Here is a 23,287-nt window from a genome sequence, read left to right as displayed (position 1 = left end):
TATGGACTCGATAGGCTAAATCGTAAGGGGGACTTCAAAATGGGAACAGAAAGCCGGAGCCGCGCGCCATTCAGACGTACTTTTACCGTGCTGCGCTCGATAGGTGGAGTGGTCATTACGGTGGCCATAATTCTGGCCGATGTCGTTAAATCGACTTCCGGGGGCGGGGCCTCCTCCTCGGCGTATCCAACCGTAGTATTGCCGAGTTCGAAGACCAACGCGTCAGCGGCCACCTCCTCCGAGGAGGGACCGATCACGAAGAAAAAGAGACCGCACAGGAAGCGCAGATCCTAGCCACAGTGTTTCGGTGGTAGCGGCGTAGTGCTGGGTGGGGACCGCTGGGTTATCAGCTCACTGGCTGCGCCAAATTCCCGTAGAGGGTTGGTTATTCGGCGCAGCTCAGAGCCACGAGTTGAGACTCGAGGCGGGCATCGACTTTCGAATCCTTCTCCGTACGCTACATTGATGACATGTTATTCAATAACGTGTCATCGAAGTTCGTGGCATTACTGCCGACAGTCGTGTGCGTGCCGTGCTTTTCAGGCGCACCGTGGGACCTCGAGGTCCTCACCGGACTCGATGGTCTTCCCACTCGCACCATGCGACTGCCCGAGGCCCTGACGGATGTCGACGCTTACGCCAACTTTTTAGCCGAACAGGTTCACGACCTCGACTCCTACGTTCTGGTGGGCGATTCCTTCGGCGCCGTCATCAGCCTCGCTCTTGCCATTCGCCAGCCCAAAGGCCTCGTGGGACTTGTTCTATCCGGAGGTTTCGCAGCGAATCCTCTTCCGAGGTGGAAGGGCGTCGCGGCGAAGCTGTCTCGGTTTGCTAACGGAGCCTTGTATCGGCACGGTACGCTGCGGTTTCACGCCTCCCAGCTCGCTTCCCACTTCGACGCGGCAGCAGAAGTGCCGCAGACGCAAACCGACTACCGACACCTGTTTGTGCAGAACACTCCACGATCGAGTTACACCGCACGAGTGACGTCCGTCACTCACTTCAATCTGCTCAACGACCTGGCTCTGGTTCGGGTGCCAACGCTCGTGCTCACGCCGGCCGATGACCGATTGGTCGGCGCGGACGCTGCGCGCCAGCTGTTGGATGGCATCCGTCAGTCGTCAGAAATCGTGTTGCCGAAAACTGGTCACATGTTCCGTTTCACGCACCCAACCCTGTACTCGAACACGATCCGCGCTTTCCTGGATAGCCTGCAGCCGGTCGACGCGTCGGCTCACAGTGTCGCGTCGTGAATTCCGCCGAAGAGCTCCGATTTCTCGTCCTTGCCGCCCAGCGTGAAGGTAACCGTATCCTGCTCGATCTCCTTCGACCCCTTGGAGTGTCACCGTCCCAGGCTGAGGTGATTCGCGTGCTGGCCGATCACGGGCCGCTCTCCCTTGTCGACCTCGGCGTGCTGCTGGTCTGTGAAACCGGGAGCCCCAGCCGCTTGGTCGATGGCCTGGTAGCGGCGACCCTGCTCGAGCGGATGTCGGCAGTCGAGGACCGGAGGCGGGTGATCCTCTCCCTGACCGACGCCGGTCGGGAGAAGGAAATCAGCATTCGAGAGGTCGAAGCGACACTCCACGGCTTCATCGAGCAGTTGCTGACCACTGCGGAAATTGCGAGCGTCAACGCCACACTGCACAAATTCGTATCCGGACGCCCCGCCGGCATCGCCGTCGTAAAACGGTCGGCGACTCCCGTCCAGCACTGAAATGCACCATCGACCTGACGAATGCCGTCGTCATCGAGAGTTTGAGCGTCCCGTAGGGGGTTGCCTTATGAAACATTGAGCGAGCTGCCCCTGACTCTGAGCCTGGTCCCCAATCTGCGTTGATCAAGGTTCGGCGAATTCCAGCGGTCGTCGCAACGAAGGGATGAATTCGTCGAACGTGGAATGGGACGCGAGGAGACACCATTGACCGCGATCGAGGCCACCTCTTCGGTCCCAAATACCTTTCCCAAATGCGAACCCACGCGGGGCTATTGCGGATGACCGTAGCTGTGTGTTGTCCGCCGCAATTCTTGGCGTGGGGTTTCGGCCGCCTCGTCCTCCCGCTCGACCTTGTCGGTCACACGCGTCAGCGGCTGCGGCCCGACAGGCTGCGGATGGCCCATGCGATGACTGCGCTGACCAGGAGGACGGCGCCTACCCAGAGCAGGAACTGCACAATGCCTGAACGAAACCACCGACCGGCAGCGGGTCTGCGGTAACAAATGCTTCGCCGAATTTAGCCAGGGAACGATGCGAAAGTCAAAATGCCCTGGCGTCAGGTCATCGCAACTAGTCATCTGTCGCCGGACCTTCGAGGCGGGAGAGTAGGGCTGCGAGCGCTCGGGCGATATCCATCGCGATGGATATCGCGGCGCCCATCGACGTCGCCGGAGTGGAGTCCTCTATGTTGTCAAGCTCGGCCATGAGGGACGCAAGCGCATCCGCGGCAGCGGAGTGCGCCGTCAGATCCGTATTTCCTGAATCCCAATCACGCAGCGCCGCAGCCAGCGCGTCAAGCGCCAGGCTCACCGACGGGCGCAAGTCCTCTCTCAGTTGTACCTTGATCGGGGTGCCCCACACTGCCCCGGCCAGTACCTCCGTGAGATCCCTCACATGAAAGGCGATGGTTTCGAGCGCAGCAAGGTCCTCGTAGTCGGCGCTCAGGTCTCGGTGGCGATGGATTGGAGCCCGCGGATTGACTTTGCGGCTTTCGTCGGCCTGCTGCAGCGCAGTTCGCAGCCCGCTGGAAAGTTTGATGAGCGAGTCTTTGCGCGACGCCCAGCCATCCCGCTCCGGTGGCCAGTTCTCGGCCAGGGCTTCGGCGACCTCGGATAGGTGATCGGCCAGCGCCGAGCGATAGTTCGAGAGGTTCTGGCCCACGGCATTGAGGTTCAGCGCGGGAAAGACCAACATGTTGATCAGGAGCCCGATGACGATGCCGAGGCTGATTTGCACGGCATAGCCGATGGAGTAAGAGTCGGCATCGGGCCCACCCACGATCAGCACGAACAAGACCGTCACGGGTATGTATTCGCGGTTGTTGCCGAACCACCCTGTCGCGGCGATCAGCGCGCTGATGCCGACGGCGACCGAAATCGTCACCACGTTCGGCTGGCTGAAGACGAGCACAGCCGCGGCGAGCACAATGCCGACTGCGAGACTGCCGAGGGTCTGCAGAGCATTCCGAACCGAACCCATGAGCGTGGGATACATGCTCACGAGGGCGCCGAGAGGTGCGTAGTAGGGGTAGTTGTCGGCGACCCCGGGCAAGTACGGAGCGATTGACCATGAAATGCCGACGGCTACTGCGGCCTTGCCGGCCTGCAGCATGCGCGACCTGGTTATCTGCGATTTCAGCTGCCACGCCGTGTGTATAACTGGTGCCAGCGTGGTGCCTGTCATTATTGTTCCATTCGATCACCGTGCCCACCGGGTGTTCGTTGCTTCGTTACCGTACCGACCGAACCGGGGAATTTCCAGGCAGTGCACTCCGTTTGAGTTGCCCGGTCATCGTTCGGTTTACGGGCGTTTATCTCGGGCCCTTGCCCTGCTGCGACGCGATCCAGGAATAGCGAAGGACATCACCATCACGCCGAGGTTGACCAGTACGAAGGTGGCAGTTGGAGTCGTGCGGCTCTCCTGTCTCTTTCGGAAGGCTCAGATGAGCGTCTTGAGCATCTTCACCGAAGTTGTTTCGTACCCAAGCGAGTTGTACAGCCCCCGGGCGCCGGTATTGAATCCGAAGACGCTGAGGCCGAGAGAATGTGCACCTTGTGAGCGAGCGTATTCCTCGCCGAGGAGCATCGCCGCTCTCCCGAAACCCTGACCACGCTGGTCAGCGTTGATGACAACGTCCCAGACCCACCACGCCCCTGGATCGGCGCTGACATCCTGCCCGATCCACAGGTATCCCACAGCCGCTCCCGCCTCGTTCATGACGTGAAAGACCTCATTGCCAGGGCTCGGAGCACCATCCGGGAACGAACGAGCTATAGTCTCGGCCGCTGTGCGTTGAGCTTCCTCGCGCGATCCACCCTGAGTAACCAAATCACCGACGTATTCGGTGCAGCTACGGTCCAACCACGACGGGAACTCGCTGGTGAGGATTCGCTGAAGGGTCACAGTCATTTATCAATTCTTCCAGACAAAAGTCGTCGGGATGCGCTGACTGATTCCGAGGGTCGGGGACGGGCAGGAGCTTCGTGAACTTGGACCAGTGGCTCTTCGCACTCCATCATGGGTCACCATATAATACGTTGCGCGCATACTGAAAATGATGGGCGGAATCCGAGCGTTTCGCGACTCTCGCGTCACTCTTTGACGAGATCCGGAAGAAAGCATTTCCGCGGTCGAGCGCCCGCTCAGGGTTCCCTTGTGACCGCCCAGGAATTCACGCCGATTTCGTGTGAACGCAGCCAGGCTCCCACCACAGGAGAGTCGCTTCGATCTCCCGGAGGAGAAAACGCTCGACGTTGGCGTTTAGAGGATCAAGGTATTCTTTACGAAGGCGGAGCCAGCCGCTGCAGCACCGTCGCCGGCTCGGATTTTACGGCGCGGTCAGGCTCCGCGTAGTGCGCCTTTGTCGTCGCCATCGACGTGTGTCCGAGTACATCCGCCGCCGCCTGCATACCCAGTTCGTTGGCGAGCAGCGTCGCCCCCGTTCGGCGGAAGGCGTGGGGGATCCCCTTGCCTTCGAGGCCAGCGTTCCGGAGAATCTCGCGGAATGTGCGCCGGACGTTGTGCGGCGCGAGTGGCTTGCCGTTCCGCGTGAAGAACAGTAAATGTTCTCCGTCCTCCGCCTCGATCAGTGTTAGACGTAGTCGTATCACCTCTGCCGCGAATTGCGGCACTGCGACGACCCGGTTCGACTCATGCGTTTTGGGATGCGCCTGACGAAGTACACCGACGCCACTGTGCATGACGAGCGTTCCGCGGATGTGCACCCAAGGCGGGTCGGCGGTCATATCTATGTCGCACTTTCGAAGCGCGAGCGTCTCGCCGATGCGCGTCGCCGTGCCGAGCATCACTTCGATCAGGTCCCGTACCTGCCCGTCGGGTTTGGGCCGCATCCTGCCCTTCGCTGTGCGCCAGTCGCGGGCCGCGAGTCGGATTGCGGCTACCTGATCCGGGGTGAGCGCCTTCGGGGTGTGCTGGGGCTTCTTCATCCGCGAGGTTTCCTTCACGGGATTGCGCGCGATGATTCCCCGCCGCACGGCAAACCCCAGCACCATGCTGAGGATCGTGCGGGAGTACTTGGCTCGCGTGTACGAGATCGCTCGCTGCAGCTTCAGGAAAAGCTCAATGCGGCCGACGGTCACCTCGCGAACCGTGAAGTGCTCGAAAAAGGGCAGCACAAGCCCGCGCAGCTCGTACTCGTAGACGATTTTTGTACCGTTCGCGCGGTCGACGTCGAGCATCAGGTCCTCCAGCCAGGCCTCGGCCAGCATTCTGAACGGCGAGCCCGCGTTCGCGGAGTCGCCGACGTTACCGACGCGCATACGCGCGGCCAGCTCGACCTTAAGCGCGCGCTCCGCCGCGTTGCGACTCGAGCCGGTCGCGGTGACTTGCCTCGACTGACCGTCCCAGTCGCGGAAACGAGCCATCGCCCGGAAGCGCCCAGCACCGACCTCGGTCGTCTTGATAGCGCCGAACGTGCTGATCGGAAGTCGTGGTCGGCCGGCCATCAGTGCTCGCCCTCGCGGCCGCCCATGGACGGGACGGGCTCGTGAAGACCGTCCAGCCACCGAAGAACATCGGAGACGCGGTAGCGAATCTCCCGTCCGACTCGAATGCCGGATGGGCCGCGGCCATCGGTACGCAGGTCGTAGATCGCCTGCACGTGCACACCGAGATACTTGGCGAGCTCGCTCGTTGTGAGTACGGGCTCCAAACCGAGCCCCGAAAGACTTGTAGCATCCATAACCCGTAGGTGCCCAAGGTCACACCAGGGGAATCGAACTGGGTCGCATACCTTCTCTACGAGCGCCCACACGGGGCGGGCGCCGCGGAATAAACGTTGAATAAACGTTGAGTGAATCAAGTCTTGCCCCTTCGGTGAGGACAAGAAACCCTGGTCAGATAAATTTTTCGGTGCCCCCGGTAGGAATCGAACCTACGACAATCGGATTAGAAGGCCGGTGCTCTATCCACTGAGCTACGGGGGCGGGACTGTACAAGGTTACAGGTCGCGAGCGGGGTCGGGTCGCCGAAGCGCTCAGGTCGACGAAGCCTGCCAGGTCAGGTGGCGCGCCGCCGGACCAGGTCGGGCATCGACGGTGTCGCACTGATCAGGTTTCGGGTGTACGGGTGCAGGGGCCGGTCGTAGACATCGCCGGTGGGGCCGCACTCGACGATACGTCCGTCGGAGATAACGGCCACGGTATCGCACAGGTGGCGGACGACGCCGAGATCGTGCGAGACGAACACGAGCGTGAGCCGGTACTGGTCGACGAGTTCGGCGAGCAGGTTCAACACCTGGGCCCGGACCGACACGTCCAGGGCGCTGACCGCTTCGTCGGCGACCAGAACCCGCGGCCTCGTGATGAGCGCTCGTGCGATGGAAATTCGTTGTCGCTGGCCTCCGGAGAATTGGTGCGGATGCCGGTCCATCACGTCGGCGTCGAGTCCGACCGCGGCCAGCTGGGCTTGAACCCGGGCTCGAGCCTCAGCCCGACCGACGTGCTGAAGGGGTTCGGCGACGATGTCGCGCACCTTCATGCGCGGATCCAGCGACCCCATCGGGTCCTGGAACACCATCTGCACCTGCCTGCGAAACTCGCGTAGTTTCCGTTCAGAGGTTCCCCCGAGCGGTTGACCGAGCACGTCGACCGTGCCAGAACTGGGCTGGTCGAGGGCGCACAGGATGCGCATGAGGGTGGACTTGCCGGACCCTGATTCGCCGACGATGCCCAGCCGCTGCCCCTCAGCCACGTCAAAGGACAGGTCGCGCAGGACGTGCACGATCTGTTTCGGGGCGAGCAGACGGCCACCGTTCCGCCGATACTGCCGGCTCAGGTTGCGCACCGAAATGGCGGGTTCGCCAGCCACCTCGTTGAAGATTATTGGAGGGCCTCCGGGTTCAAGGCGCTGGTGGGCGGCGCGGTGCGGCGGCGGGATCGGCAGCGGCGCGGCATCCGCTTCGATTCGGCTGGGTCCGGTTCGGCTGGGTCCGGTTCGGCTGGGACCGGTTCGGCTGGGTCCGATTCGTGTCCGGGGCGCGGACGTGGGCGTGCGCGTGGGCGTGGGCGTGCGCAGTCGGCCTCGGTCGTCGACCGCGGAGAGATCGGCGGCCGCAATGAGATTCTTCGTATACGGATGCTGCGGCGCGGCCAACACCTGCCCCACCGGCCCCTCCTCGACGATCGTCCCCCGGTGCATCACGAGCACCCGCTGGCAGACCTGCGCGACCACGGCTATGTCGTGGGTGATCAGGAGCAGGGAGGACCCCCGGTCAGCCACCAAACTCCCGATGAGCCCCAGCATCTCGGCCTGCACGGTGACGTCGAGGGCCGTGGTTGGTTCATCGCAGAGCAGCAGCTGCGGGTCGTTCGCCATGGCCATGGCGAGCAAAACCCGCTGGCGCTGACCACCGGAGAGCTGATGCGGAAAGGCGAGGGCCGCCTGGGCCGGGTCGGGCAGCTTGACCTGGGCCAGCAGCAGGGCGGCACGGTCCTGGGCCTGTCGCCGACTGGGTTGGGTGCGGTGCACCGTCATGATTTCGGCGATTTGCGCTCCGACCCGCATGAGCGGATTCAGGGCGGTCATCGGCTCCTGAAAGACCATCGCCATGGTGTTCCCGCGCACCTGGTTCAGGCGGCGCTCGCCGGCCGTGAGCAGGTTGGCATCGACGCCGCCCAGGCGCACCGAACCGGTGGCCGTGAGGGTGTCGGGCAGCAGCCCCATAACGGATGTCGCGGCGAGCGACTTTCCCGACCCGGATTCCCCGATCAGGCCGACCCGTTCGCCGGCGGCGATATCAAAGCTGATACCGTGCAACAGTTCAGTGAAGGGCGAACTGACCCGCAGGTCGGTCACGCTGAGGGCGGGCGCGGTCACCGTTTCACCTGCATGCGCGGGTCGAAGCGATCGCGCAGACCGTCACCGAGCAGGTTGAAGCCCAGCACCGCGATGGCGATAGCGATCCCCGGCCAGACGATGAGCAACGGTTCGATGAACAGGTAGCCCTGGGCATCCTGCAGCATGCGGCCCCACGAGGGCGTGGGTGGGGGCGTGCCGAGCCCGAGGTAGGACAGCGCGGCCTCGGCGAGCACCGCGATGCCGAACGACACCGAGGCCTGCACGATGAGCATGCCGCTGATATTGGGCAGAACGTGCCGCACCCCGATGAACAGGCCGTTCTTGCCCGCGGCGCGCGCGGCCAGCACGTATTCGCGGCTCATGATCTGCCGGGTTCCGCTGCGGGAGATGAGGGCGAACGCCGGTGCCGTACCGATGCCGAGCGCGACCATCGCGGTGACCGTTCCGGCGCCGTAAATGGCACCGAAAATGATCGCAAGCAACAGGGCCGGGAAAGCGAGGGAGATGTCGTTGCCGCGCATCAGGAATTGGTCCAGCCTGCCCGGATTCATGCCGGCCACGATGCCGAACGGCACACCGAGCACGGCCGCGATTGAAACGGCGACGGTGCCCACAAGTAGGGAGATCTGAGCGCCGCGCAGGAGGGAACTGAAGACATCACGCCCGAAGCTGTCGGTGCCGAGAAGGTGTTCCGCGCCGGGCGGCAGCAGGATCGAGTCAGAGAAGACCCCTTCCGGGTCGAACGGCGTCCACCACAGAGACACGACGGCGGCCAGCACGACGAGACCGATCAGCACGAGGCCGAGCCGGAGCGTTGCGTCGCCACCACGAACCGCACGACGAGAGGATTTCGCGGGCCTGCTGGCGGTCATGACGCGCTCCGCAGTCGCGGATCGATCACAGTGAAGGCCAGGTCGACGAGAAAGTTCAGCACCAGCACGAACACGACGAGCACCAGCACGATTCCTTGCACTGCGGGCAGGTCGCGCAGGGCGACCTTGTCGAGCAGCAGGCTGCCCAGGCCGGGAATGCTGAACACCCGCTCGATCACCACGGCGCCAATCAGCAGGGTGGCGATCTGCAGGCCGAGCACGGTCATCACCGGAACGGCCGCGTTGCGAAGCCCGTGCCGAAAGAGGGCGCGCGCTGTTCCGAGGCCCTTGGCCCTGGCCGTGCGCATAAAGTCGTCGCGCATGACGTCGAGAACCGCCGATCGCACATAACGGCTGAGCACGGCGCCCTGCACGCTGCCGAGGGCGATCGCCGGCAAAATGAGGTGCTCCATGAAGCCACTGAAATCGTCCGCCGGGTCAACCCAGCCGCCCGCCGGAAGCCAGCGCAGCGTCACGGCGAAGACGGTGACCAGCAGAAGCCCGGCCAGAAACCCGGGCACGGCAACACCGATCTGGCTGATGCCCGAAAAAATCGCGCCGTCCGGTCCCCGCTGCCGGACCGCGGTCAAAATTCCAAACGGAATCGCGAACAACAGCGCCAGAACGACACTGGTCAGCACAAGGATCACCGTGATGCCGAGGGCATCCGCTATGTCGGGGCCGATCGGCTGACGCGACACGGTGGAGGTACCGAAATCGCCGACGACCACGTGCCCGATCCAGTCCAGGTAACGCACAACCGCTGGGCGGTCGAGACCCATCGCTGTGGCCTGCGCCGCAACATCCGCTTCGGTGGCTTGCACGCCCAGGGCGATGCGCGCGGCGTTGCCGGGCAGAATAGCCAGCAGCAGAAACGTCACGATCGACGCCACGATGCCCGTCGTCGCGAAGACACCGATGCGACGCAGAATCACCAGAACCATTGCAGACTTTCTCGAAAGCGCGTGAAACGGATGCGCCATCCGCTCGACATCAACCGTAGGGGTGAACGGCTTCGTCCGTTACCGGGTGATGGTCGACAGGTCTAGCGCGAGGCTCGGCGTATTCTTCGGCACACCTCTCAGATCGGCGTCGGCCAGCGAGATCGCCGGTTGCAAATACAGCCAATTAGCGGATGCCTCCTCTGCCATCGTGCGCGTCGCCTCCTTCATGAGTTCCACATAAACGGCCGGGTCGGCGGCATCCGCTTCAGCGAATTTTGCCATCACCGCGGGCGAATCATAGCCAGCGTAATAGCTGGCGGCGGCGAAGACGCTGACGTCCCGTGGCTCGCTGTGCATGATGAGCGACAGGTCGTAATCGTGGTCGGCGAACACCTCGTCGAGCCACACCGCCGGAAATTCGAGGGGGGTCACCTCGGCGGTGATGCCGACTTCGGCGAGCTGGGCCTTGACTACCTGCGCGCCAGCCACGGCGTAGGGCAGGTTCGGAATCTTGAACGCGACGGTCAGGTCGCTGCTGCCTGCCTCGGTGAGAAGCTCGATGGCCCGGGCGGGATCGAAGGGGTAGAGGTCAGCGAGGCTGGCGTCGTACCAGGGGTCGGTCGGCGGTACCATCGAGCCGATCAGCAGACCGTAGCCGCTACTCACCGTGTCCATGACCGCCTGCCGGTCGATGGCGTACATGACGGCCTGCCGCACCCGAACATCGCTAAACGCATCGCTGGCATTGTTCATCGACAGGGTAACTTCACCGGTGCTGGCGCCCTCGAACACCTGGTAGTCGGCGTCTGATTTGAACCGATCGACCAGTTGAAACTGCGAGATGCCCGAGATGAGGTTGATATCACCGCTGAGCAGGGCGTTGGTCTGCGCGGTCGCATCGGTGAAGTAGCGCAGTGTGACATCGGTCAGATACGGCGCCTCTCCCCAGTAGTCGGCGTTGGCGGCCAGGACCAGGCTGTCGCCGGTTTTGAAGGAGCTGACCGTGTACGGCCCGGTTCCGACGGGGGCTGTAGCCAAGTCGGAAATGCCGGCTTCGGTGAACATGGTGCCGACCGGGCCGGTCATATTGAAGAGCCAGCCGTTGCTCGGTGTCGACAGAGTGATACGAGCCTGGGTGTCCGTGACGGCCTCGATGCCGGCAATCGGATCGAGGTAGGCCGGCCCGTTCGCGGTCCAGTTGTCTTTCACGCGTTCGAGGCTGAACTTGACGCTGTCGGCGGTGAACGGGGAGCCGTCCGAGAAGGTCACGCCCTCGTTCAGGACAAAATCGTAGACCAGGCCGTCATCACTGACCGTCCAGGACTCGGCGAGCAGGGGAATAATCGTGCCCTCGTTGTCGAGTTTCACGAGGCCCTCGTAGACGTTATAGAGAAGCGCCTGCGGAATGGCCGCACCGGCGGTCGTGGTGTAGTCGAGGTTGCCCGGCGTAGCGAGCAGACCAACGGTCAACGTCGTGTCCGGCCCACCGTCCGTGGACGCGGTTCCGGCGGAACACCCGACCAGGGCCAGCGACGCGATCAGCGTCCCCGTGATGCTGGCGAGAATCGTGCGCCGGGTGGGGGCTCTCATCGCTCAGAGCGCTTTGGCCGCGGCAACGAGAACCTGGGCCAGGGTCGGTACGCCGGCCGCACGAAAAACCTCGGCACCTTCGCCGTTGGTAATGATGACGGTCGGGGTGTTGCGAATGAGCAGGGCTTCGGCTTGCTCGGGTGCACCGGCAACATCGATCTCGCGCACGGTCGAACCGGGAACGAGTCGCTTCGCCTCGGCCAGCACGGCACGCGTCTGCATGCACGGCTCGCAGAATGACGACGAATACAGGGTGAATTCCATCAGGAGCCTCGCAGATCAGCGCAAAAGAACAGTGTTTTCAAGTTTACAGGCCCTGTCGGGGGCCACCGGTAGACTCAAGGCATGACGAACAGCACGACGGATACAGCACCAACGACCGCCCCGACCGCCTCCCCGACCTCGAAGAGCCCCGACCGCCTGGTCTGGATCGACTGCGAGATGACCGGGCTTGACCTGGACCGCGACGAGCTCGTCGAGATCGCCGTCGTCATCACCGACTACGACCTCAATGTGCTCGACCCCGGTCTTGACCTCGTCATCAAGCCCAACGACTCTGCCCTCGAAAACATGGGCGATTTCGTGCGCAACATGCACACCTCGTCTGGGCTGATCACCGAGATTTCGAACGGGATCAGCGCGGCCGAAGCCGAGTACCAGGTACTCGAGTATGTCTTGAAGTTCATTCCGGCCGAACAAAAGGCACCGCTGGCCGGCAACTCCATCGGCACCGACCGTGCCTTCCTCACCCGCTACATGCCGCGCCTCGACAACCAGCTGCACTATCGCAATGTCGACGTGTCGTCGATCAAAGAGCTGGCCCGACGGTGGTACCCACGCGTTTACTTCAACGCCCCAGCCAAGGACGGCGGCCACCGTGCCCTGGCCGACATTCTCGAGTCGATTCGCGAACTCGCGTACTACCGCCAGACGGTGTTTGTGGCCGAACCCGGACCCTCGAGTGACGAAGCCAAGTCACAGGCTGCGGAGGTTGTGCACTTATTCGCCTCCGAGGTGTAATAGGATTGCTGAGTTGCCCCGGGTTGTAGACGCGGGGACGCATGGTGGGTATAGCTCAGTTGGCAGAGCGCCTGGTTGTGGTCCAGGAGGTCGCGGGTTCAATCCCCGTTACTCACCCCAATGTTTCACCGTTCACGATTTGGTCAGTGATGCTAGAGCTGGACGCGTCCGAATTCGAAGCCCTCGTTGTCGGCGAGCTCGATCTGCTGCCCGATGACATGGTTGATGGTCTCGACAATATTATTTTCGTGGTCGAGGACCGGCCCGAGAACGGCACCCTGGACACCCTCGGCCTCTACGACGGCGTCGCGCTGACCGAACGCGGCCAGTACGGCTTCGGGGAGATGCCCGATCGCATCGTGCTGTACCGGGAGCCGCTACTAGCTATCTGTACGACACTCGACGACCTGCACGACGAAGTTCACATCACGCTCGTGCACGAAATCGCCCATTTTTATGGCATTGATGACGACAGGCTGCATGAGCTCGGCTGGAGCTGACCGCAAGCGGTCTAGCCTTGCAGAATGAGCTCCTTCCGTCCTGGCCGTCTGATCGGAATTCTGGTCGGAACCGTCGTGATTCTCGGCCTCGGTGTCTACGGCCCCGCGATGCTTCTCGGTCCGCTACCCGCCGTGACCGCCACCACCGTCACGCCCGCCGCCGGTGCCTCGCCCCTCACTCCCCCGGCGCTCTCCGCCAATGGCGCGAGCGCCATCGCCGTGCTCGCCGCGACGACGAGTGACGTCTCCGGCACCACGTCGACCGGTACCACGTCGACCGGTGCCGTTTCGCAAGCTGCGGAGCCGATCGCCGTCGCGGGAACGGCGGAAGCACTGCCGATGGCATCCATCGCCAAGGTTGTCACCGCCCTCGTCGTTCTCGATGCCAAGCCGATCGCGGACGGGGAATCCGGCCCCGTGGTGACTTTGACTGCCGCCGACTTTCAGAGCTATCTGGACTACGACCAGGTCGGTGCCCGCTCGGTCACGGTCTTCGCCGACGAGCAATGGACGGAGCTGGAATTATTGCAGGCACTGCTGCTGGGCTCGAGCAACAACCACGCCGACAGTGTGGCGCGCTGGGCCTTCGGCTCGCTCGACGCCTACGTTGAAGCCGCCAACGCCTGGCTCGCCGACAACGGGCTGACCGGCTCCGCCGTTGTCGACGCTACCGGCCTGGGCGATGGCAGCGCTGGGACCGCTACCGATTTGGCTCGCCTCGCGGGTCTCGCCGCGACCGACCCGATCGTGTCTTCGATCCTGGAGCGCCCGGCATCCGCTTTGGCGGACCGTCGCGGTGTCGAGAACACCACTTCGTTTCTGCCCGAGGAGGGCATCACCGGTATTTCGCGCAGCTACACGGATGCCGCCGGCGTCTGTTTTCTGTTCACCGCCGCGGTCAGCGACGGCGCGTCGAGCTTCACGTTCTCGGGCGCTTTCATCGGCGAACCGACCTACGATGCGCTCACCGCGGACCTCACCGCACTGATGGAGAGCGCCAGGGCTGGAGTCGGTCCGCTGCCGGTACTGGCCGCCGGCGACGAGTACGCGACGTTCGAATCGGCCTGGGGTGACGAGGCTTCCGCCGTGGTCGGCGTCTCCCGCACCCGTTATGCCTGGCAGGCCGCCACGCCGGAGGCTGCCACGGTCACACTCAAGGATTTCGCCACCGCGCGCACCGGCGCGAACGTCGGAGAGGTGCAGCTCACCGTGGCCGGAGAGGAACTCTCGGCCGCGCTGAAACTCGACCAGGCGATCAACAATCCGGGGCTGGGGTGGCGATTGCTGCACCCGATCGTGATGATCACGGCGTTGCTCGATCAGTAGTTAAATCGGCTCCAACTCGGTGTCGATCGGATCGCTCTCGCCCTTGTCGAAGGAGTAGCGCACGCGGCGTTGCCCGTTGACGTCGCGTTCGTCGACCTCGTCGTACCAGAACACCGATTCCAGACCGGCGACGGCGGCGACCATGCTGATGCGGGCCGCGTGTTTACCGCGCACGAGCGCCCGGGAATCGATCTGGCCGTCGAGCGGGCCGTCGATGAACTCGGCGATATACAGGGTGGGGGCACCGGCATCGTCACGGTCGGAAGTATTCATGGCAGTTAATCTAGTCCTGTGCGCCCCGGGTTACCCGGTGGGCTTGCTGGCGCGTGTCGCCCGCTCTCGTCGCCTACCCGCCCGCCCGCAGGCGCACGGTGGCACGACGTTCCGGTGCCTCCTGCGTGAGGTAGGCCGTCCATTCGTCCTGCCACTGGTCCCAGTGCATTCGAAACGCCTCGCCGTCGCGGTCGAGCGCTCGTTGTTTGCGCAGGTCGTCGTCGGCGGCGAGCCACACGCGCACGTCGCTGAGCGGCTCATGCGCGGCCGCGAGCGTTCCGCAGCCCTCAACGATCAGTGGTCGTTCTTTAGTCAGCGGATGCCACTCGGCTCGCTGATTCGCGCTCCAGTCGTAGCGCTGCCAGGCCGCCGGCCGCCCGGTGCGTCGGGGTTCGAGAAGGTACCGGCGCAGGTGATCGATGGCCGCGTCGAGGCCGTCCCAGCCGGGGTAGATATCGTCCATGCGCACAAGCTGCGGGGTTTGACTGCCCGGCCACTCTGCCACGAGGGCGTCGGCGAGGGTGCTCTTGCCCGCGCCACTCGGTCCGTCGATGAGCACCACCGGGTTCGGCCCGGCAGCGGCGACGGCCTGGAACACCGGCGCCAGCAGGGTCGTGGCGCGCAGAGACTCACGCGAAGACAAAGTTCCAGTTTCCGGTGGATACCGAGATCGTGACGGCCAAAACGGCGATCATCAGCCCGATCCCGATGAGTGACCATTCCCGCAGGCCGAAGGTTGAACTCCGAGCCCAGGTGCGTTGGGTGGGAGCACCGAAGCCACGAGCTTCCATGGCGGTGGCGAGTTTACTGCCCCGCCGAATGGACAACACGAGGAGCGCGAAGGTCTGGTTGCCCAGGCGGCGCAGCACCGCGCCATCCGCTACCCCGCGTGCCCGGCGGGCAAGTCCCAGGGCCCGCCAGTCCTCGATGAACAGCCCGACCATCCGCAGCGCCGCAAGTCCGCCGAGCACGAACCGGGCTGGCAAGTGCACGACCTGTCCCAGCCCGTCGGCGAGATCGGTGGGATCGACGGTGATGAACAGGACGACGGCAGGCAGCCCGATCGCGAGCACCCGCAGGGTCGTGGCGAGGGCCAGATCGATTGAGCCATCGGTTACCTGGATGAATCCGAATGACCAATATTCCTGACCGGAGGCCTGGCCATACAGCAGCGTCGTGATCCCGGTGGACGGTGCAGCCAGCCAGACCAGCGCGGTTCGCCACAAGAAGACTCGAAGAGTAAGCCCAGCCCACAGAAAGAGCAGCATTTCGCAGGCCAGGGCGACGGCGGCGGAGACCCAATCGATGGTCAGCACCAGGACTGCGGCGAGCAGGAGCGCGGCAGCGAGTTTCGCGACCGGATTGATCCGGTCGATCGCTCGCACTCCCCGCGTGGGTGTCAAGACACTCATGGCAGAACCGCGCTGAGATCGTACTTGGAGCCGCGGCCCTCGACTCGAAATTCCCGATCAGCGACGGCGGCAACGAAGTCTGCGTCGTGGGAGACCGCGACGATGGCGGTGCCCGCGTCCAGGAGGTCACGCAGCAGCGCAACGATCTCCTGCCAGGTGCGAAAATCCTGACCGAACGTGGGTTCGTCCAGCACCAGAAGTCGGGGTTGGGTGGCCAGCACTGTGGCGACCGACAGACGTCGTTTCTCGCCACCGGACAGGGTGAATGGGTTGGCCTCGGCCAGGTGGTCCAGGCGAAGGCGATCCAGCAGATCGTCGACGCGCCGGTGCAGCAGTGCGTCCGACAGACCGAGGGCTCGCGGTCCGACGGCCAGTTCGGCGCGCACGGTGCCAGCGACGAACTGGTGTTCCGGGTCTTGAAAGACGGTGCCCACTCGACTCAGAAGCTGTCGCGATTTCCAGCGGATCGGGTCGCTCCCTGCGCCAGCGGCGAGAGCGCTGCTGGCGACGACCCGCCCGGCGGCGGGGCGCAGGAGCCCCGCCAGGGTGAGCGCGAGGGTGGACTTGCCGGCTCCGTTGGGTCCGGTGATGAGCAGAGCGCAGGCTTCCGGCACCTCAAGGTCGATATTTTCGGCAACCACAAAATCCCGAGTGCGCGCAATCGCGAGAGAACTGGTCGACAAGAGCGTTGGCTGAACGGTCTCTCGAGGAGGCCTTACGGGAAGCGTGTGTGGCACACCGGGTACCCAGACGCCGGAGGCGGTCAGTGCAACTCCCTGCGCGAGGAGAACGTCGCTAGGGGATCCGTCGGCCAGGACTCCCCCGTCGGCGCCCAGAACGATCACCCGGTCGACGAGGTCCTTCCAGATCTCAACCCGATGTTCAATAACGATGAACGTCGAGTCAGTGTGTGCCAGAACGCGGGCGACGGACTCGCGCACCTCCCGCACGCCGACCGGATCGAGATTTGCCGTCGGCTCGTCGAGGAGCAGCAGACCCGGCTGCATGGCCAACACTCCGGCGAGAGCAAGACGCTGTTTTTGGCCGCCCGACAAGGCGGACGTCGGGTGGCCAACGGGGACATCGAGGCCGACCATCTCGAGGGCATCCTGTACGCGCCGCCAAATTTCCTCACGCGGCACGCCGATGTTTTCGCAACCGAAGGCGACATCGTCGCCGACGCGAGCGAGAATTACCTGCGAGTCGGGGTCCTGGAGGACCAGGCCGACCTGACCCCTGGCGTTGCCAGGCTCGGTGCCGTTCACGCGCAGAGTACCGCGTTGCTCGCCCTCTTCGTCGCCGCCGAGCACGCCAGCCAGCGCGTGCAGCAGCGTCGATTTTCCCGAACCGGATGCACCGAGCAGGAGAATCCGCTCGCCAGGCTCGATGCGGAGGGACAGCTCGCTCACCGCCCAGCGCCGCCGACCGGAATGGCGCCAACCCCAGTCGCGAACGTCGACGGATGCGCCTCCCCGCGTCGCGCCCACCAGCATCCGCTCGCCTAGATCGCGGTTCGACCGGCGATGCGACCCGCCGCGAAGCGGTTGAGCGCGCCCGTGCGAGCCAGGCCGCGCGCAGCGAACCAGGACAGGAGCCCGGCGATAACGACGCCGGAAATAATCGCGCTCACGATATAAATCGTCGCGAATGCGCTCGCTGAACCGGGATACCACAGCACCAGGTCATTGATGGCCATGGCAAGTCCGGCCCCAGCGCCCGCCAACAACACGACGTAGAGACGATAGTTCGTGTAGAGGAACAGAGCGAAGACAAGCTCGGCGCCAAGACCCTGCACCAGGCCAGACACCAGCGTCAGTGGTCCCCATTGGTTGCCGATCAGCGTGGAAACGACGGCGGCAAGGAGCTCCGTGTAGAGCGCGGCCCCGGGTTTGCGAATGATGAGACCGCCGAGCACGCCAGCGAACAGCCAGCCTCCGCCCAGGAGGGCAGACAGGCCCGGCAGCAGCGGCGAAAGCAGACCGCTCAGGGGGTTGCTCGCCTGATTCCAGACGAGGAAGATGACACCGCTCGCGACGCCGATGACGCTGGCGACGACGATGTCGACGACGCGCCAGCGAAAGTTGCGCTTCGTGGCTCCCGCGGGAGCGGATTGCTTGAGTGAACTCGTTGTAGCGTGCACTGTTTCGTGCCCTTTCTGTAGGTAAATACAGGGCACGGGATTGAGAAGCCTCCCTGCGCTGGCATGATCCAGATCAGGTTCGACGGTCGAAGCTTGGTCAGCTTCCTCTCAGCCCGGTGTACCGGACTCCCGTGATCGTGCTCAAGTATAGTGCCCCGTTTAGACTGACGATATGGGGATCACGACATGAGCATCGGCATTCTGCTCGTTTTGGCGGCCCTGTACCTGCTGCTCATGCGCCGGTTCGTTCTACGGCGGCGGCGAATTGCGCAGGGTCTGCCGGTGAGCGGCCCCTGGCACTTTCCGGCCTGGTTGCGCCCAAGAGTGCCGCGCTGGGCGCGGCGACGCTTCGCGCGTCGCCCGCGCGCAGCGCGGCGGTTGCGCCACACCCGCCCGGGCCCACCTTAGCTCCGTGGGCCCATGATCTATCATGGGCCCGGTTTCCGGGCCCGGGCCCCGTGCAGAAAGCGACTACTTCTTTAGGGCGCGGATCACCCGGGCCAAGGCGCGGCCGGCGACGATGAGGAACGGCACACCGACGGCGAGCAGGGCGATGACGTTCGGCTCGAACCGGGCTGTACCGCCAGACTTGACGTACGCGCCGATCGGCAGCGAAACGCCGCCTCCGCCCCCGCCGGACCCGGCCCCGCCCTCACCGGCATCACCGCCGCCGAAGCCGTAGTAGGCGAGCGCGACGGGCACCAGGGTGACGCCATCGATCTGTACAGGGTCACCGTACGCCGACTTCACACCGGCGGAACGGAACGTTTCTGCGAGTTTTTCCGGGAGGCTGGTCATGCCATCAGGTTAGCGTGACTGAGACTTCAGGGGCGAGGTTTGAAGTGCGAGGCCGGGCGCACGGTTCCCGCTCCGAATCGCTCGGTCACGGTGTCCACGGCCAGCTCCGCGCCGCGCCAGTCTTCGTCCGGGTCCCAGAGTCCGACCGATCCAGATGCTGTGCCGAGCTGCTCCGCACGCACCCCGATCAGCCGCACCCGAATACCGGAGGCTGCCAGCAGGTCGAACGCGGCCACCGCCTCTTCGTAGATGCGCCGCCCCACATTGCTGGGTTCGGCGAGGGTGCGCGACCGCGTCACCGTGCTGAAGTCGGTGTAGCGCAGCTTGAGGGCGACCCGCCGTGCCACGAGATCGCCCCGCCGCAGCCGTACGGCAACGAGGTCGCACTGCCGCAGCAATTCGCTGCGCAGCCGGTCGACATCCGTCACATCGTGTTCAAAGGTCACCTCGTGGCCGATGCTCTTCTCCTCCCGCTCCAGCGTCACCACGCGCGGATCACGACCCCAGGACAGCTCGAACAGTTTCTGACCGGATGCCTCCCCCAGCGCTTTGCGCAGCACCGCCAGCGGCGTGTGCGCGATGTCGCCGATCAATTTCAGGCCGAGTCTGCTCAGCGCCTGCTCGGTGGCGGCCCCGACGCCCCACAGCGCGGCGACGGGCAGCGGATGCAGAAACTCGACCGTATCCTCGGCGGGAACGACGAGCAGCCCGTTCGGTTTGGCCAGGCCGGAGGCAAGTTTGGCGACGAACTTGGTAGAGGCCGCGCCCACCGAGCAGACCAGCCCGGTCTCGGCGAACACCCGGGCGCGAATGAGTTCGCCGATCACGCCCGGTGAGCCAAACAGGTTGGTCGCGCCGGCCACGTCGAGGAAGGCCTCGTCGATGCCGAGCCGTTCCACCAGCGGGGTCACGTCATCGAAAATGCTCATGACCCGGCTGGAAAAGTCCCGATAGAGCCCTATGTGCGGCTCGAGCACGATTGCATTCGGGCATTGCCGCAGCGCGAGCGCCATCGGCATAGCCGAGTTCACGCCGTATTTGCGGGCGATGTAGTTGGCCGCAGTGACGACCGACCGACCGCCGCGGTGGCCAACGATCACGGGCAGGTTGACGAATTCGGGGTGCGACAGCAACTCGACCGACACGAAGAACGCGTCGAGGTCGACGTGCAGCACGGTCGCAGAACGGTCGTCGACGTCCCGCGCCGACACCTGCCGCCCACTGCCGTCCTGACTACCCACCGAAAAACCCTAACCCGAACCCGGCCTGCGGCACTACCTCCCGGTGACGAGCGATCTCCTGCATAACTCCTGCAATTCCCTGCCGGCTGAGGCCGCCGCCGTCCATTCACGCGGGTGGGCGGCATCCGCTCTCACGTTCTGCAGGAGTTATGCGCAGGGAGGGGGCGAAACGGCTAGCGCACGACCTTCTCGGCGCCGGCGATCCGCTGCGCGAAGTAGATGGGAATGATCGAGATCAGCACGAGCACCACGGCGATCACGTTGACGACCGGGGCCTGGTTGGGCCGGAACAGGTTGTCCAGAATCCACAGCGGCAGCGTCTTCACACTCGACCCGGCCGTGAACGTCGTCACGATGATCTCGTCAAAGCTCAGCGCGAAGGCGAGCAGTCCCCCGGCAAACAGCGCCGAGCGCAATTGTGGAAAGGTGACCAGCCGAAATGTGGTCCAGATGCCGGCGCCGAGGTCTGAGGATGCGTCTTCGAGGCTGGTACCGAGGCGGCGCAGCCGGGCGATGACGTTGTTGAACACGGTCACGATGCAGAAGGTGGCGTGGGCGATGATGAGCGTCAAAATCGACAGCTGCACGCCCAACCCGGTGCGAAAGGCGTTGTTCAGGGCGATTCCGGTAACGATTCCGGGCAGTGCGATCGGCAGGATGACCAGCAGGCTGATGGCATCGCGGCCGAAGAATTCGAAGCGTTGCAGTCCGATCGAGATGAGCGTGCCGAGCACGAGGGCGATCGCCGTCGAGGCGAGCGCCACCTGCAGGCTGGTCACGACCGCGTCCAGGGCACCCTCGCTCTGAAAGGCCTTCGCCCACCATTCCAGGGTGAAGCCCGGCGGCGGCCAAGTGAGATTCTTGCTGGTGCTGAACGAGTTCACGAACACCACGAGCAGCGGCAGGTAGATCAGGGCCAACACCACGGCGGTGATGCCCGCGAGCAGTCCGCGGGCCGGTCGACTCAGACGCATGACAGGCTCCTACAGGTTGTTGAGCGCACCCGTGCGCCGCACAGCGGCCAGGTAGGCGAAGATGATCAGAATGGGAATGAGCGCGATCGCCGCAGCGAGCGGCAGGTTGTTCGCCGCGCCCACATTGGTATAGACGAGGTTGCCGAGCATCTGGTTGGCCCCGCCGACGATATTCACGGTGATGTAGTCACCGAGCGATAGCGAGAAGCTGAAGATCGACCCGGCGATGATAGCCGGCCAGATCATCGGCAGCACCACCAGGCGCAGCGTCGACCAGGTACCCCCACCGAGATCAGCGGATGCCTCGAGCAGCGAATCCGGTACCCGCTCCAGTCCCGCATATATCGGCAGAATCACGTACGGCAGCCAGAGGTATGACAAGGTGATGATCGTCGCCGGCAGCCCGTAACCGGGGCTGTGCCCGCCGAACGGAGACACGAGCCATTCGAAGATGCCGCCCTGCGAGAGAACAGAGCGCCAAGCGTAGGCCTTCACGAGGTAACTCGCCCAGAGCGGCATCAGAATGGCGATCACGAGGATGCGCTGAGCCCGGGGGCTGGCCACCTTGGCCATGTAGAACGCGATCGGCAGGGCAATCACAATGTCGATGATCGTCACCAGCAAGGCCACCCCCACCGTGCGCAGCGTCACGGTTTGGTAGAGCGAGCCGGTCAGCACCGCCACGATGTTGTCGAGCGTCCAGGTCTGCGAGATCTGCCCGGTGAACGAGTCGACCGTCCACAGAGCGGTGATCAACAGCGCGGCTAGGGCCGCGATGTAGACCAGCCCGAGCCAGAACAGGGGTGCGCTCAGCAGCAGAGACAGCCGCAGGCGCGGATGCCGACTGAGAAGGACCGAGCCCCGCCGGGCAATGGTGCCCCGCTGCTGGGGCACCACCGCCCGGCGGGGTGGCGCGGGAGCGTCAACCGTCATGATCTACCTCGATTCGGGCCGTTAGCCCTTGATCTCCTGCCAGGCCGTGGTCCAGTCAGAGTAGTCGGTGCATTCCACGTCGGTGCGCCCATCTAGGCATTCGGCGATCGGCGTTGACCAGTACCAGATCTGCGCCGCGTACTCGGCATCGCCGGCGTGGTAGCTCTTGCAGTGATCGGGGTTGACCGTGAAGTCGCACGCACCGGCATTGGAGGGTGCCTCACCGAAGTACTCGGTGGCCTGCGCGTTGGCCTCCGGGCTCGCGATGTAGTCGAGCCAGGCATAGGCACAGTTGGGGCTCTGGGCGTTGGCGGCGATCATCCAGGTGTCCGACCAGCCTGTCGCCCCCTCGTCGGGCAGCACGACCTCGGCCGGGGTGCCCTCGGCCAGCGAGTTGCGGATCACCTGCCAGGTGGTTCCGACGACGGTGTCGCCGGTCTCGAAGGCCTGCACCACCTTGAGGTAGTCCGACCAGTATTCGCCGATGTTCACGCGCTGATCCTTGAATAGTTGAACGGATGCCGCCAGCTGCGTCTCGTCCAGCGCATATGGGTTCTCAATTCCCAGTTCCGGCTGGTGCGTCATGAGGTAGACGGCGGCATCCGCTATGGAAATCGGCGAATCGTAGGCGGTCACCGCTCCCTTGTAGGCGGACGACTTGTCGAATACGACGTCCCAGGACGTGGGCGCCGGGGTGACGACCTCCGTGTTGTACATCAGCAGGTTGGCGCCGTAGCCGTGCGGGATGCCGTAGGAGACGCCGTCGACGCTGTTCCAGGACTGCATCTTCAGAAAGTCGAAGATGCCCTCATAGTTGGGGATGAGGTCGGTGTTGACCGGGGCCACGTCACCCGCCGCGACGAGCCGCAGTGAGGCGTCACCGGAGGCGGCGACGACGTCGTAGTCACCGGTCTTCATGAGGCTGAACGCTTCGTCGGAGGTGCCGTAGGTTTTGCTGGTGACGGTGCAGCCGGTCTCGTCTTCGAAGGCGCTGACCCAGTCGACCTCCGGGTCGTTGCTGCCGTCCTCGACGTAGCCGGGCCAGGCCAGCAGGGAGACGCTGCCCTCCAGCTCGCCGAGTTCGGTCTGAGCCTCGGTCGGTTCGGTCGTGCCGCCGCCCTGGCTGGTACCGCAGGCGGTGAGGAGCAGGGCGGTGGACAGGATCGCGACGCCGGTGAGGGCGAGCGATGTTCGGCGTGCGGGGTTGCGTTTCATGACGTTCTCCATTCGTG

Annotated in this window: 25 protein-coding genes, 2 tRNA genes and 1 riboswitch; of the genes, 7 read left to right on the top strand and 20 right to left on the bottom strand. The window is 64.3% G+C overall.

All coding sequences use genetic code 11. The features are described 5' to 3' along the window. Positions 1–470 precede the first annotated feature (470 nt). Together E3T31_RS09515 and E3T31_RS09510 are read left to right on the top strand one after the other, a co-directional pair. The gene (locus E3T31_RS09515; protein ID WP_134468534.1) at positions 471–1,253 is read left to right on the top strand and encodes an alpha/beta fold hydrolase; all 783 of its coding nucleotides are present in this window, start codon (positions 471–473) and stop codon (positions 1,251–1,253) included. Then, a complete protein-coding gene (locus tag E3T31_RS09510) occupies positions 1,250–1,714 on the top strand; it encodes a MarR family winged helix-turn-helix transcriptional regulator (RefSeq protein ID WP_134468533.1) in 465 nt (154 codons plus the stop codon). Before E3T31_RS09515 ends, E3T31_RS09510 begins: the two co-directional genes overlap by 4 nt. A 570-nt stretch (positions 1,715–2,284) precedes the next feature. Here E3T31_RS09510 and E3T31_RS09505 read toward each other — a convergent pair. The 10 genes from E3T31_RS09505 to E3T31_RS09460 form a co-directional block, all read right to left on the bottom strand. Beyond that, positions 2,285–3,397 carry an aromatic acid exporter family protein gene (locus E3T31_RS09505; RefSeq protein WP_134468532.1) on the bottom strand — a complete coding sequence of 371 codons (1,113 nt, stop codon included), beginning with the start codon at positions 3,395–3,397 and terminating at the stop codon, positions 2,285–2,287. Between the two features lie 255 nt (positions 3,398–3,652). Beyond that, positions 3,653–4,123 (bottom strand): N-acetyltransferase, encoded by a 471-nt coding sequence (locus tag E3T31_RS09500; RefSeq protein ID WP_134468531.1) that lies wholly within the window; start codon positions 4,121–4,123, stop codon positions 3,653–3,655. A gap of 371 nt (positions 4,124–4,494) precedes the next feature. Beyond that, positions 4,495–5,679, bottom strand: coding sequence for a site-specific integrase (locus E3T31_RS09495; protein ID WP_134468530.1), 1,185 nt, complete (start codon positions 5,677–5,679; stop codon positions 4,495–4,497). Further along, positions 5,679–5,915, bottom strand: a complete 237-nt coding sequence (locus E3T31_RS09490; protein WP_134468529.1) for a helix-turn-helix domain-containing protein — start codon at positions 5,913–5,915, stop codon at positions 5,679–5,681. The genes E3T31_RS09495 and E3T31_RS09490 overlap by 1 nt, the downstream gene beginning before the upstream one ends. Before the next feature lie 171 nt (positions 5,916–6,086). Then, positions 6,087–6,159 (bottom strand) — tRNA-Arg (locus tag E3T31_RS09485). 73 nt (positions 6,160–6,232) lie between these two features. After that, entirely contained in the window at positions 6,233–8,050 is a 1,818-nt protein-coding gene (locus tag E3T31_RS09480) for an ABC transporter ATP-binding protein (RefSeq protein WP_134468528.1), read from the bottom strand. Beyond that, entirely contained in the window at positions 8,047–8,904 is an 858-nt protein-coding gene (locus E3T31_RS09475; protein WP_134468527.1) for an ABC transporter permease, read from the bottom strand. The genes E3T31_RS09480 and E3T31_RS09475 overlap by 4 nt, the downstream gene beginning before the upstream one ends. Further along, the gene (locus tag E3T31_RS09470) at positions 8,901–9,848 is read right to left on the bottom strand and encodes an ABC transporter permease (RefSeq protein ID WP_134468526.1); all 948 of its coding nucleotides are present in this window, start codon (positions 9,846–9,848) and stop codon (positions 8,901–8,903) included. Before E3T31_RS09470 ends, E3T31_RS09475 begins: the two co-directional genes overlap by 4 nt. A 78-nt stretch (positions 9,849–9,926) precedes the next feature. Then, positions 9,927–11,438, bottom strand: coding sequence for an ABC transporter substrate-binding protein (locus tag E3T31_RS09465; protein ID WP_134468525.1), 1,512 nt, complete (start codon positions 11,436–11,438; stop codon positions 9,927–9,929). A 3-nt stretch (positions 11,439–11,441) separates the two neighbouring features. Continuing rightward, entirely contained in the window at positions 11,442–11,702 is a 261-nt protein-coding gene (locus tag E3T31_RS09460) for a thiol reductase thioredoxin (RefSeq protein WP_092451904.1), read from the bottom strand. A gap of 81 nt (positions 11,703–11,783) precedes the next feature. On the opposite strand from E3T31_RS09460, the gene orn reads away from it, so the two are divergent. From orn to E3T31_RS09440, 4 genes are all read left to right on the top strand, one after another. Then, entirely contained in the window at positions 11,784–12,458 is a 675-nt protein-coding gene (gene orn, locus E3T31_RS09455; RefSeq protein ID WP_134468524.1) for an oligoribonuclease, read from the top strand. Between the two features lie 44 nt (positions 12,459–12,502). Next, positions 12,503–12,578: transfer RNA gene (locus E3T31_RS09450), tRNA-His, on the top strand. Positions 12,579–12,607: 29 nt separating this feature from the next. After that, positions 12,608–12,958, top strand: a complete 351-nt coding sequence (locus E3T31_RS09445; RefSeq protein WP_092451908.1) for a metallopeptidase family protein — start codon at positions 12,608–12,610, stop codon at positions 12,956–12,958. Between the two features lie 24 nt (positions 12,959–12,982). Then, a complete protein-coding gene (locus E3T31_RS09440) occupies positions 12,983–14,284 on the top strand; it encodes a hypothetical protein (RefSeq protein ID WP_134468523.1) in 1,302 nt (433 codons plus the stop codon). Here the strand turns inward: E3T31_RS09440 and E3T31_RS09435 are convergent, their stop codons facing one another. The 5 genes from E3T31_RS09435 to E3T31_RS09415 all read right to left on the bottom strand — a co-directional run bounded on the left by E3T31_RS09435 (position 14,285) and on the right by E3T31_RS09415 (position 18,109). Continuing rightward, entirely contained in the window at positions 14,285–14,557 is a 273-nt protein-coding gene (locus tag E3T31_RS09435; RefSeq protein WP_134468522.1) for a hypothetical protein, read from the bottom strand. A gap of 73 nt (positions 14,558–14,630) precedes the next feature. Further along, complete coding sequence (locus tag E3T31_RS09430) at positions 14,631–15,200, bottom strand: AAA family ATPase (protein WP_241977807.1); 570 nt, start codon at positions 15,198–15,200, stop codon at positions 14,631–14,633. After that, on the bottom strand, positions 15,187–15,969 hold the full coding sequence (locus E3T31_RS09425; protein ID WP_134468521.1) for an energy-coupling factor transporter transmembrane protein EcfT: 783 nt from the start codon (positions 15,967–15,969) through the stop codon (positions 15,187–15,189). The genes E3T31_RS09430 and E3T31_RS09425 overlap by 14 nt, the downstream gene beginning before the upstream one ends. Further along, a complete protein-coding gene (locus E3T31_RS09420) occupies positions 15,966–17,462 on the bottom strand; it encodes an ABC transporter ATP-binding protein (RefSeq protein ID WP_174844868.1) in 1,497 nt (498 codons plus the stop codon). Before E3T31_RS09420 ends, E3T31_RS09425 begins: the two co-directional genes overlap by 4 nt. Positions 17,463–17,470: 8 nt before the next feature. Beyond that, complete coding sequence (locus E3T31_RS09415) at positions 17,471–18,109, bottom strand: ECF transporter S component (RefSeq protein WP_092451916.1); 639 nt, start codon at positions 18,107–18,109, stop codon at positions 17,471–17,473. Between the two features lie 33 nt (positions 18,110–18,142). Beyond that, positions 18,143–18,252, bottom strand: a riboswitch (TPP riboswitch). Positions 18,253–18,295: 43 nt separating this feature from the next. Here E3T31_RS09415 and E3T31_RS09410 point away from each other — a divergent pair. Beyond that, positions 18,296–18,517 (top strand): hypothetical protein, encoded by a 222-nt coding sequence (locus E3T31_RS09410; protein WP_134468520.1) that lies wholly within the window; start codon positions 18,296–18,298, stop codon positions 18,515–18,517. A gap of 63 nt (positions 18,518–18,580) precedes the next feature. Here the strand turns inward: E3T31_RS09410 and E3T31_RS09405 are convergent, their stop codons facing one another. The 5 genes from E3T31_RS09405 to E3T31_RS09385 form a co-directional block, all read right to left on the bottom strand. Further along, entirely contained in the window at positions 18,581–18,907 is a 327-nt protein-coding gene (locus E3T31_RS09405) for a hypothetical protein (RefSeq protein ID WP_134468519.1), read from the bottom strand. A 26-nt stretch (positions 18,908–18,933) separates the two neighbouring features. Then, a complete protein-coding gene (dinB, locus tag E3T31_RS09400; protein ID WP_134468518.1) occupies positions 18,934–20,148 on the bottom strand; it encodes a DNA polymerase IV in 1,215 nt (404 codons plus the stop codon). 173 nt (positions 20,149–20,321) lie between these two features. Next, the gene (locus E3T31_RS09395) at positions 20,322–21,122 is read right to left on the bottom strand and encodes an ABC transporter permease (protein WP_134468517.1); all 801 of its coding nucleotides are present in this window, start codon (positions 21,120–21,122) and stop codon (positions 20,322–20,324) included. 9 nt (positions 21,123–21,131) lie between these two features. Beyond that, the gene (locus E3T31_RS09390; protein WP_134468516.1) at positions 21,132–22,055 is read right to left on the bottom strand and encodes an ABC transporter permease; all 924 of its coding nucleotides are present in this window, start codon (positions 22,053–22,055) and stop codon (positions 21,132–21,134) included. 21 nt (positions 22,056–22,076) lie between these two features. Beyond that, the gene (locus tag E3T31_RS09385) at positions 22,077–23,270 is read right to left on the bottom strand and encodes an ABC transporter substrate-binding protein (RefSeq protein ID WP_134468515.1); all 1,194 of its coding nucleotides are present in this window, start codon (positions 23,268–23,270) and stop codon (positions 22,077–22,079) included. Between the last annotated feature and the right edge of the window lie 17 nt (positions 23,271–23,287).

Origin of the sequence: Cryobacterium sp. TMS1-13-1 (assembly GCF_004403125.1) — a bacterium.
GTDB classification, from domain to species: domain Bacteria; phylum Actinomycetota; class Actinomycetes; order Actinomycetales; family Microbacteriaceae; genus Cryobacterium; species Cryobacterium levicorallinum.
This window is presented reverse-complemented; position numbering and strand designations above follow the sequence as displayed.

Coding starts and splice junctions, on each gene's coding strand:
- E3T31_RS09425 (WP_134468521.1), bottom strand. CDS start 15,969: ATGAGTGTCTTGACACCCACGCGGGGAGTGCGAGCGATCGACCGGATC.
- E3T31_RS09465 (WP_134468525.1), bottom strand. CDS start 11,438: ATGAGAGCCCCCACCCGGCGCACGATTCTCGCCAGCATCACGGGGACG.
- E3T31_RS09445 (WP_092451908.1), top strand. CDS start 12,608: ATGCTAGAGCTGGACGCGTCCGAATTCGAAGCCCTCGTTGTCGGCGAG.
- E3T31_RS09460 (WP_092451904.1), bottom strand. CDS start 11,702: ATGGAATTCACCCTGTATTCGTCGTCATTCTGCGAGCCGTGCATGCAG.
- E3T31_RS09410 (WP_134468520.1), top strand. CDS start 18,296: ATGAGCATCGGCATTCTGCTCGTTTTGGCGGCCCTGTACCTGCTGCTC.
- E3T31_RS09390 (WP_134468516.1), bottom strand. CDS start 22,055: ATGACGGTTGACGCTCCCGCGCCACCCCGCCGGGCGGTGGTGCCCCAG.
- E3T31_RS09405 (WP_134468519.1), bottom strand. CDS start 18,907: ATGACCAGCCTCCCGGAAAAACTCGCAGAAACGTTCCGTTCCGCCGGT.
- E3T31_RS09470 (WP_134468526.1), bottom strand. CDS start 9,848: ATGGTTCTGGTGATTCTGCGTCGCATCGGTGTCTTCGCGACGACGGGC.
- E3T31_RS09440 (WP_134468523.1), top strand. CDS start 12,983: ATGAGCTCCTTCCGTCCTGGCCGTCTGATCGGAATTCTGGTCGGAACC.
- E3T31_RS09490 (WP_134468529.1), bottom strand. CDS start 5,915: ATGGATGCTACAAGTCTTTCGGGGCTCGGTTTGGAGCCCGTACTCACA.
- E3T31_RS09385 (WP_134468515.1), bottom strand. CDS start 23,270: ATGAAACGCAACCCCGCACGCCGAACATCGCTCGCCCTCACCGGCGTC.
- E3T31_RS09420 (WP_174844868.1), bottom strand. CDS start 17,462: ATGCTGGTGGGCGCGACGCGGGGAGGCGCATCCGTCGACGTTCGCGAC.
- E3T31_RS09435 (WP_134468522.1), bottom strand. CDS start 14,557: ATGAATACTTCCGACCGTGACGATGCCGGTGCCCCCACCCTGTATATC.
- E3T31_RS09395 (WP_134468517.1), bottom strand. CDS start 21,122: ATGCGTCTGAGTCGACCGGCCCGCGGACTGCTCGCGGGCATCACCGCC.
- E3T31_RS09515 (WP_134468534.1), top strand. CDS start 471: ATGTTATTCAATAACGTGTCATCGAAGTTCGTGGCATTACTGCCGACA.
- E3T31_RS09500 (WP_134468531.1), bottom strand. CDS start 4,123: ATGACTGTGACCCTTCAGCGAATCCTCACCAGCGAGTTCCCGTCGTGG.
- orn (WP_134468524.1), top strand. CDS start 11,784: ATGACGAACAGCACGACGGATACAGCACCAACGACCGCCCCGACCGCC.
- E3T31_RS09505 (WP_134468532.1), bottom strand. CDS start 3,397: ATGACAGGCACCACGCTGGCACCAGTTATACACACGGCGTGGCAGCTG.
- E3T31_RS09495 (WP_134468530.1), bottom strand. CDS start 5,679: ATGGCCGGCCGACCACGACTTCCGATCAGCACGTTCGGCGCTATCAAG.
- E3T31_RS09475 (WP_134468527.1), bottom strand. CDS start 8,904: ATGACCGCCAGCAGGCCCGCGAAATCCTCTCGTCGTGCGGTTCGTGGT.